This is a genomic window from Gilliamella sp. wkB72 (genome assembly GCF_001693745.1).
Taxonomy (GTDB): Bacteria; Pseudomonadota; Gammaproteobacteria; order Enterobacterales; family Orbaceae; genus Gilliamella; species Gilliamella apicola_E.
Genome location: NZ_LZEI01000019.1, coordinates 1 through 18,240, shown reverse-complemented (window position 1 = coordinate 18,240; position 18,240 = coordinate 1). Strand labels below are relative to the sequence as shown.

The following is an 18,240-nucleotide window of genomic DNA, read 5'->3' as shown; positions in this document are numbered from 1 at the left end:
AGAGATATGAAAAAAATTGAAGCAATTATTAAACCTTTTAAACTAGATGATATTCGAGAAGCTCTTGCTGATCAAGGAATTACGGGGATGACCGTTACTGAAGTGAAAGGTTTTGGTCGCCAAAAAGGGCATACTGAGCTTTATCGTGGTGCTGAATATATGGTTGATTTTTTACCAAAAGTAAAAATAGAACTTGTTGTCGCTGACGATATTTTAGAAACATGTATTGAGACTATCATGAAAACCGCTCAAACAGGTAAAATTGGTGATGGAAAAATATTTGTTTATAACGTTGAGCAAGTAATACGTATACGTACTGGTGAAATGGATGAGTCAGCTATTTAACTTTATCGATTTGAATATCGGGACGTTCTTGCCGAAGTAGATTATTGGTGACAACGCCCTGAATCGAACAAATAAGGAGTTGCATATTATCACCTTTTTCAAGCAGTAATAACTTTTCGGTAGTATTTGGGGCAGGTATTGTTTTTACACCAACTACTGTTCCTGTATTTTTATGCCAAACCTGGATATCATCAGTAATATTTCGAATTCTTGGATTGGCAATATACAGAAGATCATCTTCCATATTTTTCCACTCTAAAAAGTCCAAACTTTCACGTATCTCATTCATATTATTATCAATGATGAATCCCCAGAAATAATATTTTCCCATTTTTTTCAAATCCATCGCACTATCATAATAACCGATGAGTTTTAAGTTTTTATATTGAATAGGCGTTTTGAAATAAATGAAGTTTTTATTCGTGTCTGTGCGGTTTTCGACTGGAATATAAGCCTGATTATGATTAAAAATTTCAACATTAGTATGATTTTTTAACTCTTCTCTATGCTCATAGACATGATTAAAAAAGTCAGGATTACAGGATGTCAATTCTTCAATCAGCGGTAATTTATCTGCTGATACGGCAAATGAACAAAACATAAAAAGCGGGATTATAACGTTTTTGAGCATGTTGATTGAAGTTGACAATAATAGATACCATTTAGTTAATTATTGATGATTGTATAATTATTACAGCAGAATAACAATGTTAATGCATTTTTTCTTTTTTAAGAAATATTAAGATTTGACAAATATTTAACCGCTAAAAAAAACCTTAAATTTTTTTAGAGCAAAAAAAATTTAATTAATCAAGTACAAATCAAACAAATATTCATTTATGGAAGACAGATCCCATATTTATTAATTAATGTTAATTAGTTGTTTTAATATTAATAAAATTAATATAGTTTAGCATAAACATATTAGTTAAAGTTATTTATAAAGGTAAGTGAAAGGGAATTTATATGCTTAAAACATTAGCAGTGAATATTAAACAGGAGTTTTCTTGCATTGAAGACATTTCATTAAGGTCATTTTTTGGAGGATTTAGTCTTAATAGTGAATCAGTTATGTTTGCTTGGGTCGATCAAAATGATGTTTATCTGAGAGCCCATGATAAATATCGTTCAATGTTTGTTGAACTCGGTATGCAACCACTTGATCTGGTATTTGATGGATCACATAAATTGCTTGATTACTATAAAGCAAGTGATGCGTTACGCCAAGATCGAAAAAAATTGCATGATATAGTGAAAATGGTCATTGAACATGCAAAACAAGATCTAGACGAAAAAGTAGCTAGATACCAAAGTCGTTTAAAATCTTTACCCAACATGACGGTTTCTTTGGAAAAATTGATGGTAAGTTCTGATATTACCGATATAGAAACATTTAAAGAAGTCGGTTATTTGGAAACTTTTTATCGAATAAAAAGTAAAAATCCAAAACTGTCAATTAATGTTCTGTTTGGTTTATATGGAGCCCTACATGATCGACATGTAGGAACATTATCATCCGAAACTAAAGAAGAAATTGAATTAGCTTATCAAAATTTCTTGAATACAAAACAAGATTTGATTTAATCAATTACTTTTAATAAGGAAAATACCATCATTAAACTTAGTTTTTAATGATGGTATTAAATTCGATGCTAATTAGGGATTAACCAACAATCTTTATTATGATGGTTTTCTACGAGTTGGTCTTTTGAATGGTTTAGGTGTTGGTAAATTAGTTAATAACGCCTGAGGATCATATTGACTAACAGGAATAGTGTGATCAATGGCTTTTTCAATAGCAGGTAAGTTTTGTGAATAACGTTCACAAGCTAATGAAATCGAATAACCTTCGGCACCGGCGCGTCCTGTACGACCTATTCGATGTCTATAATCATCACAATCATCAGGAAGATCATAGTTAAAAACATGGGTTACATTTGGGATATGTAAGCCACGGGCAGCAACATCTGTTGCTACTAAAATATCAAGATCACCTTGGGTAAATTTATCAAGAATGGATAAACGTTTTTTTTGTGCGATATCACCAGTAAGTAGTCCTACTCGATGGCCATCTGCAACTAAATGACGCCAGATTTTTTCGCAGGCAACTTTAGTATTAGCAAATACAATGCTACGGTCAGGCCACTCTTCTTCAATAAGCGTTTGTAATAGAGCTAACTTATCTTCGTTTGACGGAAAAAACAGCTCTTCTTTTATTCTGTGACCAATTTTTTGTTCAGGCTCAACTTCAACATATTGTGGTTCGTTCATGTATTCAAAAGCTAATTCACGAACATTATGAGTTAACGTCGCTGAAAATAACATGGTAAGACGATTTTGTGGCGATGTCATATGTCTAAATATCCATCGGATATCACGGATGAAACCTAAATCAAACATACGATCCGCTTCATCTAGAACTGCAACTTGGATTGCACCTAAATTAATATAATCTTGTTTTGCATAATCGATGAGTCTTCCTGTTGTTGCAATTAATACATCAACTCCAGCAGAAAGCATCTTTAGTTGCTTATCATAACCATCACCGCCATAAGCTAGTCCTAATTTAATACCTGTTTCTTCTGAGAGAGTTTGAGCATCATTGTATATTTGTACAACCAACTCACGTGTTGGAGCAATAATGACAGCTCTTGGTTGATTAGATTTATGATCGGGTAATGGAGCATTATTCAATAAATGATTAAATGTTGATGCCAAAAACGCAATCGTTTTACCCGTTCCAGTTTGTCCTTGCCCTGCAATGTCAATTCCTTTTGTTGTAAATGGCAATGTTTGTTCTTGAATTGGGGTACAGTAAACGAAACCTTTTTTCTCCAACGCTTTTATGACTAATGGGTGTAAGGGAAATTGATTGAAAGTTGTTTTTGTAAGATATGATTGAATCATTATTGTTTAGAATATAATTATCAGAATTCGGTAATTGTAGCATACTAAATACAACAACTTCACTAATAATTATGTCCTATTAGAATAATTACTAGCGGTAGGTATGAAAATATCCTAATATATTTTTAGACAAATTTTCTAGGAGATAATTAAATGAGTGATAACATTGTTGCACTTTCTGAAGCTACATTTGATAAAGTAATAAGCGAATCAACTAAACCAGTATTGGTTGACTTTTGGGCTGAGTGGTGTGGACCTTGTAAAATGGTTGCCCCGATTTTGGAAGAAATAGCTCCAGAATATGCTGATAAAATTATTATCGCCAAATTAAATGTTGAACAAAATCCGAATATTGCCCCAAAATTTGGGATTAGAGGTATTCCAACCCTATTAATTTTTAAAAATGGTCAAGTTGTTGCCACTCAAGTAGGTGCGTTATCAAAAGCACAACTTAAAGCATTTATTGATCCACAGCTTTAATCAATTGAAAAAATATAAATAATAAGCGTTTTATTACGCTTATTATTTTTTATTCCCAAAAATCGCAATTAAGTATAGACATACCTATAATTTTAGTGTAAATTGCTAATTTCTTACATAAACCCCTTTCAGCAATCCATTGTTTTTCTTGATAAAGTGGTTAAAATTCAATGCCCAAATACATAATTATCATCGAAAAAGCTGATTAATAAATTAATTTTATATATTGCTAGAAAGAAAATTTTTTATAAGTAAATGAAAGAAATATACAAAAATAGCAGTAATTGTAAACATATCAATTTTATCCTCAAGAATTTATAAACTATGAATTTAACTGAATTAAAAAACACTTCTGTTTCCGAGCTTGTAGCGCTTGGTGAGAAAAATATGGGGCTTGAGAATCTTGCCCGCCTTAGAAAACAAGATATTATTTTTGCAATATTAAAACAACACGCTAAAAGTGGTGAAGATATTTTTGGCGATGGTGTACTTGAAATTTTGCAAGACGGCTTTGGATTTTTGCGTTCTGCAGATAGTTCTTATTTGGCTGGACCTGACGATATATATGTCTCTCCTAGTCAAATTAGACGATTCAATTTAAGAACTGGTGATACCATTGCCGGCAAAATTAGACCGCCGAAAGAAGGTGAGAGATATTTTGCTTTATTAAAAGTAAATGAAGTTAATCACGATAAACCTGAAGACGCTCGCAATAAAATCCTTTTTGAAAATTTAACTCCTTTACATCCTAATTCTCGCTTACGTATGGAGCGAGGTAATGGTTCTACAGAAGATATTACCGCAAGAGTACTTGATTTAGCTTCACCAATTGGTAAAGGTCAACGTGGTTTAATTGTTGCTCCGCCAAAAGCGGGTAAAACAATGTTATTACAAAACATTGCACAAAGCTTAGCGGTAAATCATCCAGAATGTGAATTAGTCGTATTGATGATTGATGAACGACCAGAAGAAGTTACTGAAATGCAACGTTTAGTTAAAGGCGAAGTTGTAGCTTCTACGTTTGACGAACCAGCAGCAAGACATGTTCAAGTCGCTGAAATGGTAATTGAGCGTGCAAAACGTTTAGTTGAACATAAAAAAGATGTGATTATTTTATTAGACTCAATCACTCGTTTAGCTCGTGCGTACAATACCGTTATTCCATCATCAGGTAAAGTATTGACTGGTGGTGTTGATGCAAACGCGTTACATCGTCCTAAACGTTTTTTTGGTGCGGCACGTAATGTAGAAGAGGGCGGTAGTTTAACAATTATTGCTACTGCTTTAATTGATACTGGTTCTAAAATGGATGAAGTCATTTACGAAGAGTTCAAAGGTACCGGTAATATGGAAGTACACTTATCACGTAAAATTGCTGAGCGACGTGTATTCCCTGCTATTGACTTTAATCGTTCTGGTACGCGTAAAGAAGATCTAATGACTTCACCTGATGAACTACAAAAAATGTGGATTTTGCGTAAAATCCTCAACCCAATGGGTGAAATTGATGCAATGGAATTCTTAATTGATAAACTTGCCATGACAAAAACTAATGATGAGTTTTTTGAAATGATGAAGCGTTCATAATTCGCTTAATTCCAAAGCATTTTAATTAAAATAATGAAAAAAAGCCGTATTATGTATTGATACGGTTTTTTTATGGCAATATATAACTTATATTGTTAATAAGCGTTAAGGTAACAGTACCAAACCTTGTTAAGGTTATAGAGATTAAATAAAGGAGCCAAATTATGTCTAAACAGCAAATCGGTGTTATTGGAATGGCCGTTATGGGGCGAAACCTTGCACTTAATATCGAAAGTCGAGGATTTTCAGTATCAATTTATAATCGTTCTAAAGATAAGACAGAACAAGTAATGGCTGAACATTCTGATAAACGATTGGTTCCTTATTATAGTATTGAAGATTTTGTTAACTCATTAGAAAAACCACGGCGTATATTAATTATGGTGCAAGCAGGTAAAGGAACAGATGCCGTAATTGATGAGCTGAGACCTTTATTAGATAAAGGGGATATCATTATTGATGGTGGTAATGCTTTCTTTGAAGATACTATTCGTCGTAATAAAATGTTATCCGATGAAGGCTTTAATTTTATAGGAGCCGGTGTTTCTGGAGGTGAAGAAGGTGCATTAAAAGGACCTTCAATTATGCCTGGTGGTCAAAAAGAGGCGTATGAGTTAGTTGCTCCGATTTTAGAAAAAATAGCGGCTAAAGCGAATGGTGAACCATGTGTGGCTTATATCGGTCCTGATGGAGCAGGACATTACGTTAAAATGGCGCACAATGGAATTGAATATGGTGACATGCAATTAATTGCAGAGAGCTATAGTGTGCTAAAACATGTTGTTGGTTTAACAAATGATGAGCTTGCCGATGTGTTTGCTGATTGGAATAAAGGCGAATTAGACAGCTATTTAACTGAGATAACAGCGGACATTTTTAAATATAAAGATGAAAATGGCGATTATTTGGTCGATATGATCCTTGATGCCGCTGGTAATAAGGGTACCGGAAAATGGACAAGCCAAAGTGCATTAGATTTAGGTGAGCCTTTATCTTTGATAACTGAATCTGTATTCGCTCGCTATATTTCAGCGATTAAAGATCAGCGAGTAGCTGCATCAAAAGTGCTTAAAGGGCCGGAAAAAGTAGCTTTTAAAGGGGATAAACAAACTTTAATTGAAAAAGTACGTAAAGCACTTTATATGGGTAAAATTATCTCTTATGCGCAAGGATTTGCACAGTTAAAAGCTGCATCAGAACATTATAATTGGCAATTAAATTATGGTGAAATTGCAAAGATTTTTAGAGCAGGATGTATTATTAGAGCGCAATTTTTACAAAAAATTACTGATGCTTATACTGAAAATAACAATATTGATAACTTACTGTTAGCACCATATTTTCGTAAAACGGTTGAGGCTTATCAACAATCATTACGTGATGTTATTTGTCTAGCGGTTTCGCAAGGTATTCCTGTTCCTACTTTGTCGGCAGCAATAGCATATTATGATAGCTATCGTTCAGCTGTGCTACCTGCTAATTTAATTCAGGCTCAGAGAGACTATTTTGGTGCTCATACCTATAAACGTATCGATAAAGAAGGTGTGTTCCATACTGATTGGTTAAATATTGAATCTTAATTCTGATTAAGATCTGTTGTTGTATTCGATGTATGAGTGCAAAATCAGTTGCACTCATACAAAATTTATCCATCTTTTATATCCAATCTACCCAAATTTTTCTCAAATTAATCATCGAAAGACTTGCAATTATTAGCGTTGGCCTTGTCAAGCAAATTTATTTTTTAAATAAACTAGAAAAACACAATATATGGTGTATAATTTACCAATATTTACTACATATAGTGTTTTCTAAAGCGATGTGAAAATCCGAGTTTATATCAAAAGGCCCATATTTTAATAAAAAATCAATAGTTTTGAATAGCCACAACAACTATTAAGGTTGATATAAAACTCATGCCAAGCGCTAACTATTAATGAATATTGAGGAGTATATATGCCCGTAGTAATCAAACGTGATGGCTGTCAAACTGCATTTAATGAGGTTCGTATTAAAGACGCTATTATAAGAGCAGCTGTTGCGGCCAATGTTAATGACCCAGACTATTGTGCCTCCGTTGCTCGCGTTGTGACCAATCAAATGATGGATCGTGAAAGTGTTGATATCAATGAAATTCAAAATGTCGTTGAAAATCAACTTATGTCAGGGCCTTATAAAAAATTGGCAAGAACTTATATTGAATACCGACATGATCGTGATCGTGCGCGTGAAGAACGTAGCCGTTTGAATCAAGATATTCGTGGCTTAATAGAACAAAGTAACGTTGCTATTTTGAACGAAAATGCGAATAAAGATAGTAAAGTTATTCCAACTCAACGAGATCTATTAGCGGGTATTGTTGCAAGACATTATGCTAAACAATATTTGTTACCTAAAGATATTTCTCGTGCACATGATTGTGGTGAAATTCATTATCATGATCTCGATTATGCGCCATTTTTCCCAATGTTCAACTGTATGTTAATTGATTTAGACGGGATGTTAACAAACGGTTTTAAGATGGGTAATGCTGAAATTGAGCCACCTAAATCTATTGCAACTGCAACTGCGGTAACCGCTCAAATCATCGCACAAGTCGCTAGTCATATTTATGGTGGTACAACCATTAATCGAATTGATGAAATTCTAGCAAAATTTGTGACTATCAGTTATCAAAAGCATAAAAAAGTTGCAGAAGAGTGGGATATTCCAAATCCTGAAGCGTATGCAGAAAGCCGTACGCAAAAAGAGTGTTATGATGCATTTCAATCTTTAGAGTATGAAGTTAATACACTTCATACTGCAAATGGACAAACGCCTTTTGTTACTTTTGGTTTTGGTTTAGGAACCAGTTGGGAATCACGACTTATCCAAGAATCAATTTTAAAAGTGCGTATAAAAGGGTTAGGAAAAAATCATAAAACAGCAGTATTTCCAAAACTTGTTTTTGCTATTAAAGATGGTATTAACCATAAACAAGGTGATGCTAATTATGATATTAAACAATTGGCATTAGAGTGTGCTAGCAAACGTATGTATCCAGATATTTTAAATTACGATAAAGTTGTTGAAGTAACTGGATCATTCAAAACACCAATGGGATGCCGAAGCTTTTTAGGTGTTTATGAAGAAGACGGACAACAAATTCATGACGGCCGTAACAATTTAGGTGTAATTAGCCTTAATTTACCTCGTATTGCAATTGAAGCAAAAGGTGATGAAGCACGTTTTTGGGAAATTTTAGATAAACGTTTAAACCTTTGTAAAAAAGCATTGATGACGCGTATTGCTCGCCTTGATGGAGTAAAAGCACGTGTTGCTCCGATTTTATATATGGAAGGGGCGTGTGGCGTTCGATTGAAAGAAGATGATAGTGTTTCTGAAATCTTTAAAAATGGTCGTGCATCAATTTCATTAGGTTATATTGGTCTACATGAAACACTAAATGCACTATACGGAAACCAAACCCATCCATTTGACAGTGAAACTTTACGCGAAAAAGGTATAGCAATAGTTGAACACTTAGCTAAAGCTGTTGACCAATGGAAGAAAGAAACAGGCTATGGATTTAGCTTATATAGTACACCAAGTGAAAATTTATGTGACCGATTCTGCCGTTTAGATACAGCTGAATTTGGTATTATTCCTGGAGTAACAGATAAAGGTTATTATACGAATAGTTTCCACCTCGATGTTGAGAAAAAGGTTAACCCATATGAAAAAATCGAGTTTGAAAAACCTTATCCAGCAGTAGCAAGTGGCGGATTTATTTGTTATGGCGAGTATCCTAACATGATTAATAATGTTAAAGCATTAGAGGATGTCTGGGATTACAGCTACACTCGTGTACCTTATTATGGCACTAATACCCCGATTGACGAATGTTATGAATGCGGTTATACCGGTGAGTTTTCATGTACTAGCAAAGGATTTGTTTGCCCTAGTTGTGGTAACCATGATTCGTCAAAAGTTTCTGTGACTCGCCGTGTTTGTGGTTATTTAGGAAGTCCTGATGCTCGTCCATTTAATGCCGGTAAGCAAGAAGAAGTAAAACGTCGAGTTAAACATTTGGATAATGGCCAAATAGGCTAAAAAATTAATTTTGTTATTATGAATTATCATCGTTATTATCCTGTTGATGTTGTTAATGGCGAAGGGACTCGTTGTACACTTTTTGTAGCAGGTTGTGTACATCAATGTCCTGGCTGCTATAACAAAAGCACATGGGGAATAAACTCTGGTAAGCCATTTACACAATCACTTGAAGATCAAATCATTAAAGATTTACAAGATACCGAAATAAAACGCCAAGGATTATCACTTTCTGGTGGTGATCCTTTACACCCTAAAAATGTGCCAACCATTTTGAAATTAGTTAAACGCGTAAAAGCCGAATGTGATAATAAAGATATTTGGTTATGGACAGGTTATAAACTTAATGAATTAACCGATGAACAGCAATCTGTAGTGCCTTATATTGATGTCTTGATTGATGGAAAATTTGTACAAGATCTCGCTGATCCTAAACTTTTATGGCGAGGTAGCAGTAATCAAATTATCCATCGATTCAAATAAATTTATTGTAATTTATGCAGATTTAACAGATAAGAAATCGCTTCACGATAGTTGATTTCGAGATTTTCACTACTTGATGATGTAATATGCAAATCTGTAATTTTTCCATTATCGATCCCATAAACCCAACCATGTAAATTAACCTTTTGACCACGTTGCCATGCTGCTTGAATAATGGTCGAATGCCCTAAATTATAGATTTGTTCAATTACATTGAGTTCACATAAAATATCCATTCTAATATCAGCAGGAAACTTACCAAGTAAAGAACTGTTGCGAAACCATAAATCACGGATATGAAGTAGCCAATTATTAACTAGGCCCAAATCGGGATTTTCAACTGCGGCACGGATACCACCACAATCTAAATGACCACAAACAATAATATCTTCGATTTTAAGTACATCAACTGCGTATTGGACAACTGAAAGGCAATTTAGATCCGTATGAATCACTTGGTTGCCAACGTTCCGATGAACAAACATTTCACCCGGTTTTAGTTTGATAAGCTTTTCTGCTGGAACGCGGCTATCGGAACAACCGATCCACAAAAATTTAGGATTTTGTGCAACCGCGAGCTGTTTAAAGAATTCAGGATCTTCCTGTGCTATCTTTTCTGACCATTCATGATTAAAGCGAATTAGATCGTTGACATCAAACATAATGTCTTTTCCTTGTTATATTTCATTATTTCATTTTTTATAAATTAAATTGTTTTGATATGTTGAATTTTACTTTTCATAATTAATTTACGCCACAATGGTGTAGTCAGTATTTTAGCCTTGATAATTTTGCTATAAAGCTTTAAGCGTAATGGAATTGTTTTTTGATAATAACGCTTATTTGGTTTTGCTATACCACTATTTAATATCTTGCTTAAAATCTCTGCGCTATCAAGCGCATAACTAATACCTTCTAATGAGCTTGCGCTGATGAAACCTGCTGCTTCACCGATTAAAAAGATATTTTCATTGCCTGTATAAAAATCTTGGAAGCGATTTGGATAAACCACAAGACATTTTTCAGTTTTTAACGGTTTTCCAAAAATAAACCCTTGCTTTGTTAGCTTTTCTTTCAACGATTCAAAGTGTTGATTCGCTGTTTTTTTCGGGAAAGCACCACCAAAAATGAAATATCCATCTTTAGAAATACTCCACGCATAACAATTTGTTGATTGATTATCAAAAATACATGTATTAAAAGGACGTTGATGTTTTTCAGTAAACCATTGTTGAATAGCAACATATTGTCTGATGGAATGATGAGGATAACGCATTCGTCTAACAATCGAGTTAGCGCCATCTGCACCAACTACATATTTAGCCGTAATTTTGTGTTCGATTTTATTTTCATCGATGTAAGTAACTTGATATCCATCGATTACTCTTCTGATTTCTTTACATAGTGTATTATGTAAAACATTAACAGTGTTGGGAATTAATGATTTTAACCATAGGTCAAATTTATGTCGGTCAAAACTAACATAACTACGTTGATAATTACGAATAAGTTTGGATTGAAGATCGATCGTTTTAACGCTAAAAATTTGTGGATCAGTCAATATATCAGTAGGTAAATTTAACTTTTGTCGCACAAATGCTTTTTGAGCGTCATCTGCTAATAATCCACCACAAGGTTTATGAAAACCCTCATTACCAGCTTGATGCTTTTTATCTAATGCAATAATTTTAAAAGATGGGTTAAGTAGACGTGCGAAGGTACTACCTGCAGGTCCAAGTCCAATGATAGCAATATCGTAATCCATATTATTGTATTGTTTGATTTATAAGATTGAATATTATCTATTTTACCATACTTCGATAAAATTGTAGTGAATAGGAAAATAAGGAAATTAATCAATTTTAGTAAAAAAAGTTGAGGAACGGGGTTTTTGAAACCTATTTATACTTCTTACTAGTTGATTTAAAAACAAAATTAAGAATTTTTTATTTAATATTTATCTGATTTTGTATGGGATAACAAATTATTTATTGATAATAAATAATTGAAATTATTTTGTTATGGATTGGTGATGACAAATATAGTCACCATATTTTGATAAAATTCATTTATCTATTAGTGAATAACTTTTATAATAATCGCCACTTAAAATGAATAAGAGTAAACAATGGAAAAGTTTCACGTTACAGGCCCAACTTCTTTAAATGGAGAAGTTGTCATTTCTGGCGCTAAAAATGCGGCGCTACCTATTTTATTTGCTGCAATTTTGGCTGAAAAACCAGTTGAATTACAAAATGTTCCCAAGTTAAAAGATATTGATACTACACTGGAACTTCTTGAGCAATTAGGCGTGAAATATCAACGGAATGGTTCTATTCATCTTGATGCGGGTCAGATTGATAACTATTGTGCGCCTTATGAACTTGTAAAAACGATGCGAGCTTCAATTTGGGCTCTAGGTCCTCTTGTTGCTCGATTTGGTCAAGGGCAAGTTTCATTACCTGGTGGATGTGCAATAGGTGCAAGGCCAGTAGACCTACATATTACTGGACTACAACAATTAGGTGCGACAATTACTTTAGATGAGGGGTATGTTAAAGCTACAGTTGATGGTCGTTTAAAAGGCGCTCATATTGTAATGGATAAGGTTAGTGTTGGTGCGACAGTTACTATTATGTGTGCAGCAACTCTAGCTGAAGGTAAAACGATAATTGAAAATGCTGCGTGTGAGCCAGAAATAGTTGATACCGCAAAATTTTTAAATATGTTAGGCGCTAAAATCACTGGTGCCGGTACTATGCGCATTGAAATTGAAGGTGTTGCCAGTCTTGGTGGTGGTGTACACTCAGTCGTTTCTGATCGTATTGAAACTGGAACATTTTTAGTTGCTGCAGCTATTTCACGCGGCAAAATAACTTGTCGTAAAACTGATCCGAGCTTACTTGATGCTGTATTATCAAAATTGAAGGAAGCGGGAGCCAATATTGAAACTGGTGAAGATTGGATTTGTTTAGATATGCAAGGTAAACGAGCAAAAGCCGTTAATATTCATACTGCACCTCACCCAGGTTTTCCAACTGATATGCAAGCCCAATTTTCATTATTAAACATGGTGGCAGAAGGCACTGGAATTATCAAAGAAACAATTTTTGAAAATCGTTTTATGCATGTCCCAGAACTTATTCGTATGGGAGCTCATGGCGAAATCGAAGGTAATACTCTGATTACTCATGGCGTTGAGAAACTTAGTGGAACTCAAGTAATGGCAACTGATTTACGTGCTTCTGCGAGTCTAGTTTTGGCTGGATGTATAGCTGAAGGTTCAACAATTGTTGATCGTATTTACCATATCGATCGTGGTTATGATAATATTGAAAATAAGCTGAGAAAATTAGGCGCCAACATTGAACGTGTTAAATAGTTCTATTTTTAACATTTTGTAAAGACAGTTAGTTGATAGGAAGGAGTGTAATATGACAAAGCAAGCATTAGTTTTTTTATCAAATGGCTGTGAGGAAACTGAAGCCGTGACAACAATTGATTTGTTGACACGTGCTGGAATTAAAGTTACCTATGCAAGTATTACTGAAGATAAAATAGTTCAATGTTCTCGCGGTGTCACTATCCTAACTCAAAAAACGTTTTCTGAAGTTAGCGATATTCATTTTGATGCGATTATTTTACCTGGTGGATTAGTTGGAGCTGAAAACTTTCGAGACTCTCAACAATTAATTGAAAAATTAAAGCAAGCTCATCAAGCCGGGGTTGTTATTGCAGCTATTTGTGCAACCCCAGCGATGGTTCTTCAACATCATAATTTATTCCCTAATGCATATATGACGGGTTATCCATCAACCAAAGATGCTATTAAAAACTGGAAATCGGATCGAGTTTATTTTGATGTTCAAAATAGAGTTATTACTAGTCAAGGCCCTGCAACTTCAATTGATTTTGCTTTAAAAATTATTGAAGTTTTATTAGACAAAAAGATTGCAGCCGAAGTAGCTGCGCAATTGGTGCTTCCACAAGGGATAGAATCCTACCAATAAATAGGTAACAAATGTCAAAATCACATTTGTATGAGAAATTAATTAAAAAGGCGACATTGAGTGCAGTTTTAATTTCTATTTTCCTTATCATTATTAAATTAATTACGTGCTGGTTCACTGGCTCAATGAGTTTATTTGCATCACTGTTGGATTCAAGTATTGATTTGCTTGCATCTGGGCTTAACTTTTTCTTAGTCCGTTATGCATTAAAACCTGCTGATGATGATCATACTTTTGGTCATGGAAAAGCTGAATCATTAGCCGCATTAGCACAAAGTGCTTTTATTATTGGTTCGGCGACCATTTTATTATTATCAAGTATTAAATCTATTATTCATCCAACTGCAATAGAGTTCCCTTTATTCGGTATTATCGTATCTATGATTTCGGTTGTTGTGACTGCCACATTAGTTTTATATCAAAAGCATGTGATAAAACAGACAAATAGTAAAGCGATTCAAGCAGATATGTTGCATTACTCTTCAGATTTGTTTATGAATATTGCAGTTATTATTGCACTATTTTTAAGCTGGTATGGTATTACGTATGCTGATGCCTGTTTTGCATTCTTTATTGCGTTATATATTTTTTATAATGCTTGTAAAATAGCCTATAGTGCAATTCAAGACTTATTAGATAAGGCTTTACCTGAAAGTGATAACCAAAGAATTAGTGAAATTGTCTCTTCTTATTCAAATGTGCGTGGTTTTCATGATTTGAAAACTAGACAAGCAGGCCCGGTGAAGTTTATACAACTACATCTTGAATTAGATGATGATATGCCATTAATAAAAGCTCATGCAGTTGCTGATACAATCGAAAAACATATCTCTAGAGAATTTGCTCCAGCAACAGTGATTATCCATCAAGATCCGATTTCTGTTGTTCCTCTTGAAACAAATCAGCTGAAAAACTATTCAAAATAGCTTCTAAACTTTATATTGTTAGTTATTTATTATGACCTTATAATAGCCAAAGGTTTATAAATTGGAGTTATTTTTTATGATAAAAAAAATAGGTATTTTAACCAGTGGTGGTGATGCGCCAGGGATGAATGCAGCTATTCGTGGAGTTGTGAGAACTGCGTTAACTGAAGGCTTAGAGGTTTTCGGTATCTATGATGGTTACTTGGGTCTTTGTGAAGATCGCATTGTCAAGTTAGATCGTTCTAGTGTTTCAGATATCATTACCCGAGGTGGAACATTTTTAGGATCAGCTCGATTTCCTGAATTTAAAGATCAAGAAATTAGAAAAAAAGGGATTGCTAATTTAAAGAAACATCAAATTGATGCTTTAGTGGTTATCGGTGGTGATGGTTCATATATGGGTGCGATGCGATTAACTGAAGAAGGTTTTCCATGTATTGGTTTACCTGGCACCATTGATAATGATATCCGAGGAACTGATTACACGATTGGTTATTTTACTGCATTAAGTACAGTTGTTGAATCTATAGATAGATTGAGAGACACTTGTTCTTCACATCACCGAATTTCTGTAATTGAAGTTATGGGGCGAGATTGTGGTGATTTGACATTAAGTGCTTCAGTAGCTGGCGGTTGTGAATTTATGATCATTCCTGAAGTTTCTTATACTAAAGAAGACTTAATTGAAGAGATAAAATTAGGTTTTGCTAAAGGTAAAAAACATGCAATTGTCACTGTTACTGAACATATGTGTGATGTAAACCAATTAGCAAAAGATATTGAAGCAGCAGTACATCATGAAACGCGAGCAACTATCCTAGGCCATGTACAACGCGGTGGTTCACCTGTACCTTATGATCGAATTTTAGGTTCACGTATGGGGGCTTATGCGGTTGAATTACTCATTGATGGTCATGCTGGACGTTGCGTCGGAATTCAAAATGGTAAATTGGTTCATCATGATATCATTGATGCTATCAATAATATGAAAAGACCATTTGATATGGATCTTTACAATACAGCGAAACGTTTATTCTAAATATTGCTCCATTGATAATCTAATAAGATGTGGATAATTGATATACTATGGTTTGATTTTGGTTTATCAATTATTCACTTTATAAGTTTAAAACTATTTTTTTAATAAATTCCAACAAATTTTTCTTTTCTTATTTAATTAATTTCGATGAAAATCATACTAATTGAGGAATTTTATGACATTACAATATAAGCAAGATAACGATCGTTTCTATGTGTGTAATGACAATAATCAAGAAATAGCAGAAATGACGTTTACTCGAATTGGGCAAGATAAAGCAACCATCAATCATACTTATACAGATCCTAATTATCGTGGACAAGGAATAGCAGATAAGTTACTTGAGCTTGTGATAAAAACATTAAAGCAAGAAAAACGTGAAATCATACCTTTATGTTCTTTTGCTGCGAGTAAGCTAGACAACTAATTGTGTTTATATTTGATAAATATTTGTAATTTTTTCAGAAATTTGTCAAGAAATATTTTGTGCATTTTCTAAAATAATACTAGTTTTTATCTTGAAATTTTGTGCTAATGTATAGCAAATTTTCTTTGTTATGTTTTGATAACTGAAATGACAATAGTCAAACCCCAAAAAATTCATTCTATTCATGTATTGCGTGGCGTAGCCATCATTATGATTGTTTTTAGCCATTGTTTAGGTGTATTTAAAAATAGCCATTTAATTGCTAATAGTTATTTATTTTCTTTTTTAAATTTATTTGCTTTTAATTTCACAACATTTTTTGTATTAATTGCGGGGTTTTTATTTCAGCATTTAACTTATAAATATAATGTAAAAGCGTATTATTTATCTAAGTTTAAAACAGTAGTTTGCCCATATATTTCTGTATCGATATTTTGTTTCCTATATTTTCATTACCAATATCTATCCAGTTTACCTATATTTTCGCTAACGGAACCAAGTTCGAGTACTTCAATCATTAAAATGATGTTGACCGGAACCCAGCTTTTGCCATTATGGTTTATGCCGATGATTATCATCATTTTCGCAATTAGCCCTTTATTATATGAATGGTCAAAAAAAAGTTTGATTATCGTAGGGTTAGTTTCGATGTTCTGGGTAGTTATGTTCACGAAGCCTGATTATACTCAGCCATTGCTAAATTTATTGCATTATGGACCTGTTTATTTGACGGGAATGATGATAAAGCAAAATTATGAAAAAATTATGAAACTAGTTAAAGATAATTTAGTTTTGGTGATTTTCTTTTTTTGTTTATGCTTTTTTATTCCATTTGCTTATCGCTATGTTGATCATCTTTGTGTTGAAAAACTTTATTACGATACATTACAAAAGATTATTTTATTTATTTTAGCACTCTATTTTCTGGATGGTTTGAACCATAAAAATGATGAAAGTAATACATATAAGTTTTTTTCTTTCATGGCAAATGTTAGTTTCCCAATCTACTTTATACATGAAATTATTGTAATGCTTTTAGAGGCACAGTTGGTTAAATCCCCGTTGGGATACATTATCACAACAGATAATGGTGAATTAGCATCACTTGGTGCTATTAGCTTTTTAATATGTACATTAACTATAAGTGTTCTTGTTGCGTATACTATTAAATTAGTATTCAAAGATAAAGCAAAATATTTGATTGGTGGTAATCGTTAATATTTATGATAGTTAAACGAATACTTGATAGAAATTATGTGTTTTTATGGTTCAAAACATATAACAATATGTATCTTGAAGCAACTTTTTGATTTTTCGAATTTTTATAGTAACAATTTTTGCTTTATCTAGAGTATATCAATATTGCCGCTGAACAAATAAAAAACAAACGGAATTCTAAGTGTGATTTTTCACTTGCCAAAAAAAAAGAAGTGCCTATAATGCGCATCCACTGACACGGCGTAAGCGAAAGCAGACGATAATGAAGTTGGTGAACAAGATCAAATTTTTTAAAAAAAGATCTTGACGAATAAAAAGGTGTAGCGTAGTATACGCAGCCCTTGAGACAGCAAACTGAAGCAAGAAATCGCGAAGTTAACTTAAAGCTGTCAGCTCTTTAAAAAGAAGAAACAGACAATCTGTGTGGGCACTTGCGAGACGAAAAATTAAAAGTCTACGGACTCAAAAATTAAGTCTTGATAAGTGACACTGAAGATTCATTTGAATTATGTCAGAGACAGTTATTGAGCATCAAACTTTAAATTGAAGAGTTTGATCATGGCTCAGATTGAACGCTGGCGGCAGGCTTAACACATGCAAGTCGAACGGTAACATGAGTGCTTGCACTTGATGACGAGTGGCGGACGGGTGAGTAAAGTATGGGGATCTGCCGAATGGAGGGGGACAACAGTTGGAAACGACTGCTAATACCGCATAATGTTGAGA

The 18,240-nt window shown here is 33.6% G+C and carries 17 protein-coding genes and 1 rRNA gene; 14 read left to right on the top strand and 4 right to left on the bottom strand.

All coding sequences use genetic code 11. The features are described from left to right. The first annotated feature begins 6 nt into the window (after positions 1–6). A complete protein-coding gene (glnB, locus tag A9G07_RS09215; RefSeq protein ID WP_034883030.1) occupies positions 7–345 on the top strand; it encodes a nitrogen regulatory protein P-II in 339 nt (112 codons plus the stop codon). Here the strand turns inward: glnB and A9G07_RS09210 are convergent. Further along, a complete protein-coding gene (locus A9G07_RS09210) occupies positions 338–946 on the bottom strand; it encodes a hypothetical protein (RefSeq protein WP_141677504.1) in 609 nt (202 codons plus the stop codon). The genes glnB and A9G07_RS09210 overlap by 8 nt on opposite strands. Positions 947–1,311: 365 nt before the next feature. Between A9G07_RS09210 and A9G07_RS09205 the strand changes: the two genes are divergently transcribed. Continuing rightward, on the top strand, positions 1,312–1,929 hold the full coding sequence (locus A9G07_RS09205; protein WP_065734922.1) for a TfoX/Sxy family protein: 618 nt from the start codon (positions 1,312–1,314) through the stop codon (positions 1,927–1,929). A gap of 96 nt (positions 1,930–2,025) precedes the next feature. Here the strand turns inward: A9G07_RS09205 and rhlB are convergent, their stop codons facing one another. Beyond that, positions 2,026–3,252 carry an ATP-dependent RNA helicase RhlB gene (gene rhlB, locus A9G07_RS09200; RefSeq protein WP_065734921.1) on the bottom strand — a complete coding sequence of 409 codons (1,227 nt, stop codon included), beginning with the start codon at positions 3,250–3,252 and terminating at the stop codon, positions 2,026–2,028. 153 nt (positions 3,253–3,405) lie between these two features. Between rhlB and trxA the strand changes: the two genes are divergently transcribed. The 5 genes from trxA to nrdG all read left to right on the top strand — a co-directional run bounded on the left by trxA (position 3,406) and on the right by nrdG (position 9,894). Then, a complete protein-coding gene (trxA, locus tag A9G07_RS09195) occupies positions 3,406–3,732 on the top strand; it encodes a thioredoxin TrxA (protein ID WP_065734920.1) in 327 nt (108 codons plus the stop codon). A 324-nt stretch (positions 3,733–4,056) separates the two neighbouring features. After that, complete coding sequence (gene rho, locus A9G07_RS09190) at positions 4,057–5,319, top strand: transcription termination factor Rho (protein ID WP_065734919.1); 1,263 nt, start codon at positions 4,057–4,059, stop codon at positions 5,317–5,319. 164 nt (positions 5,320–5,483) lie between these two features. After that, positions 5,484–6,899 carry an NADP-dependent phosphogluconate dehydrogenase gene (gndA, locus tag A9G07_RS09185; RefSeq protein WP_065734918.1) on the top strand — a complete coding sequence of 472 codons (1,416 nt, stop codon included), beginning with the start codon at positions 5,484–5,486 and terminating at the stop codon, positions 6,897–6,899. Between the two features lie 376 nt (positions 6,900–7,275). Next, complete coding sequence (gene nrdD, locus A9G07_RS09180; RefSeq protein WP_065734917.1) at positions 7,276–9,411, top strand: anaerobic ribonucleoside-triphosphate reductase; 2,136 nt, start codon at positions 7,276–7,278, stop codon at positions 9,409–9,411. 18 nt (positions 9,412–9,429) lie between these two features. Further along, positions 9,430–9,894 carry an anaerobic ribonucleoside-triphosphate reductase-activating protein gene (nrdG, locus tag A9G07_RS09175; protein ID WP_065562863.1) on the top strand — a complete coding sequence of 155 codons (465 nt, stop codon included), beginning with the start codon at positions 9,430–9,432 and terminating at the stop codon, positions 9,892–9,894. 2 nt (positions 9,895–9,896) lie between these two features. On the opposite strand, the gene can is transcribed toward nrdG, so the two are convergent. Both can and A9G07_RS09165 read right to left on the bottom strand, forming a co-directional pair. Next, positions 9,897–10,556 carry a carbonate dehydratase gene (gene can / locus A9G07_RS09170; protein ID WP_065562862.1) on the bottom strand — a complete coding sequence of 220 codons (660 nt, stop codon included), beginning with the start codon at positions 10,554–10,556 and terminating at the stop codon, positions 9,897–9,899. Positions 10,557–10,600: 44 nt separating this feature from the next. Next, positions 10,601–11,659, bottom strand: a complete 1,059-nt coding sequence (locus tag A9G07_RS09165) for an FAD-binding protein (RefSeq protein WP_065734916.1) — start codon at positions 11,657–11,659, stop codon at positions 10,601–10,603. A gap of 363 nt (positions 11,660–12,022) precedes the next feature. Between A9G07_RS09165 and murA the strand changes: the two genes are divergently transcribed. The 7 genes from murA to A9G07_RS09130 all read left to right on the top strand — a co-directional run. Continuing rightward, positions 12,023–13,276 (top strand): UDP-N-acetylglucosamine 1-carboxyvinyltransferase, encoded by a 1,254-nt coding sequence (gene murA, locus A9G07_RS09160; RefSeq protein WP_065734915.1) that lies wholly within the window; start codon positions 12,023–12,025, stop codon positions 13,274–13,276. 52 nt (positions 13,277–13,328) lie between these two features. Next, the gene (locus A9G07_RS09155; RefSeq protein WP_065562786.1) at positions 13,329–13,904 is read left to right on the top strand and encodes a DJ-1 family glyoxalase III; all 576 of its coding nucleotides are present in this window, start codon (positions 13,329–13,331) and stop codon (positions 13,902–13,904) included. 11 nt (positions 13,905–13,915) lie between these two features. Next, entirely contained in the window at positions 13,916–14,830 is a 915-nt protein-coding gene (locus A9G07_RS09150) for a cation diffusion facilitator family transporter (RefSeq protein ID WP_065734914.1), read from the top strand. 76 nt (positions 14,831–14,906) lie between these two features. After that, positions 14,907–15,869, top strand: coding sequence for a 6-phosphofructokinase (gene pfkA / locus A9G07_RS09145; protein ID WP_065562788.1), 963 nt, complete (start codon positions 14,907–14,909; stop codon positions 15,867–15,869). 175 nt (positions 15,870–16,044) lie between these two features. Further along, positions 16,045–16,296 (top strand): GNAT family N-acetyltransferase, encoded by a 252-nt coding sequence (locus tag A9G07_RS09140; protein ID WP_065734913.1) that lies wholly within the window; start codon positions 16,045–16,047, stop codon positions 16,294–16,296. Positions 16,297–16,443: 147 nt separating this feature from the next. Continuing rightward, entirely contained in the window at positions 16,444–17,514 is a 1,071-nt protein-coding gene (locus tag A9G07_RS09135; RefSeq protein ID WP_065734912.1) for an acyltransferase family protein, read from the top strand. Between the two features lie 540 nt (positions 17,515–18,054). Continuing rightward, a 16S ribosomal RNA gene (locus A9G07_RS09130) occupies positions 18,055–18,240 on the top strand; the annotation flags it as partial.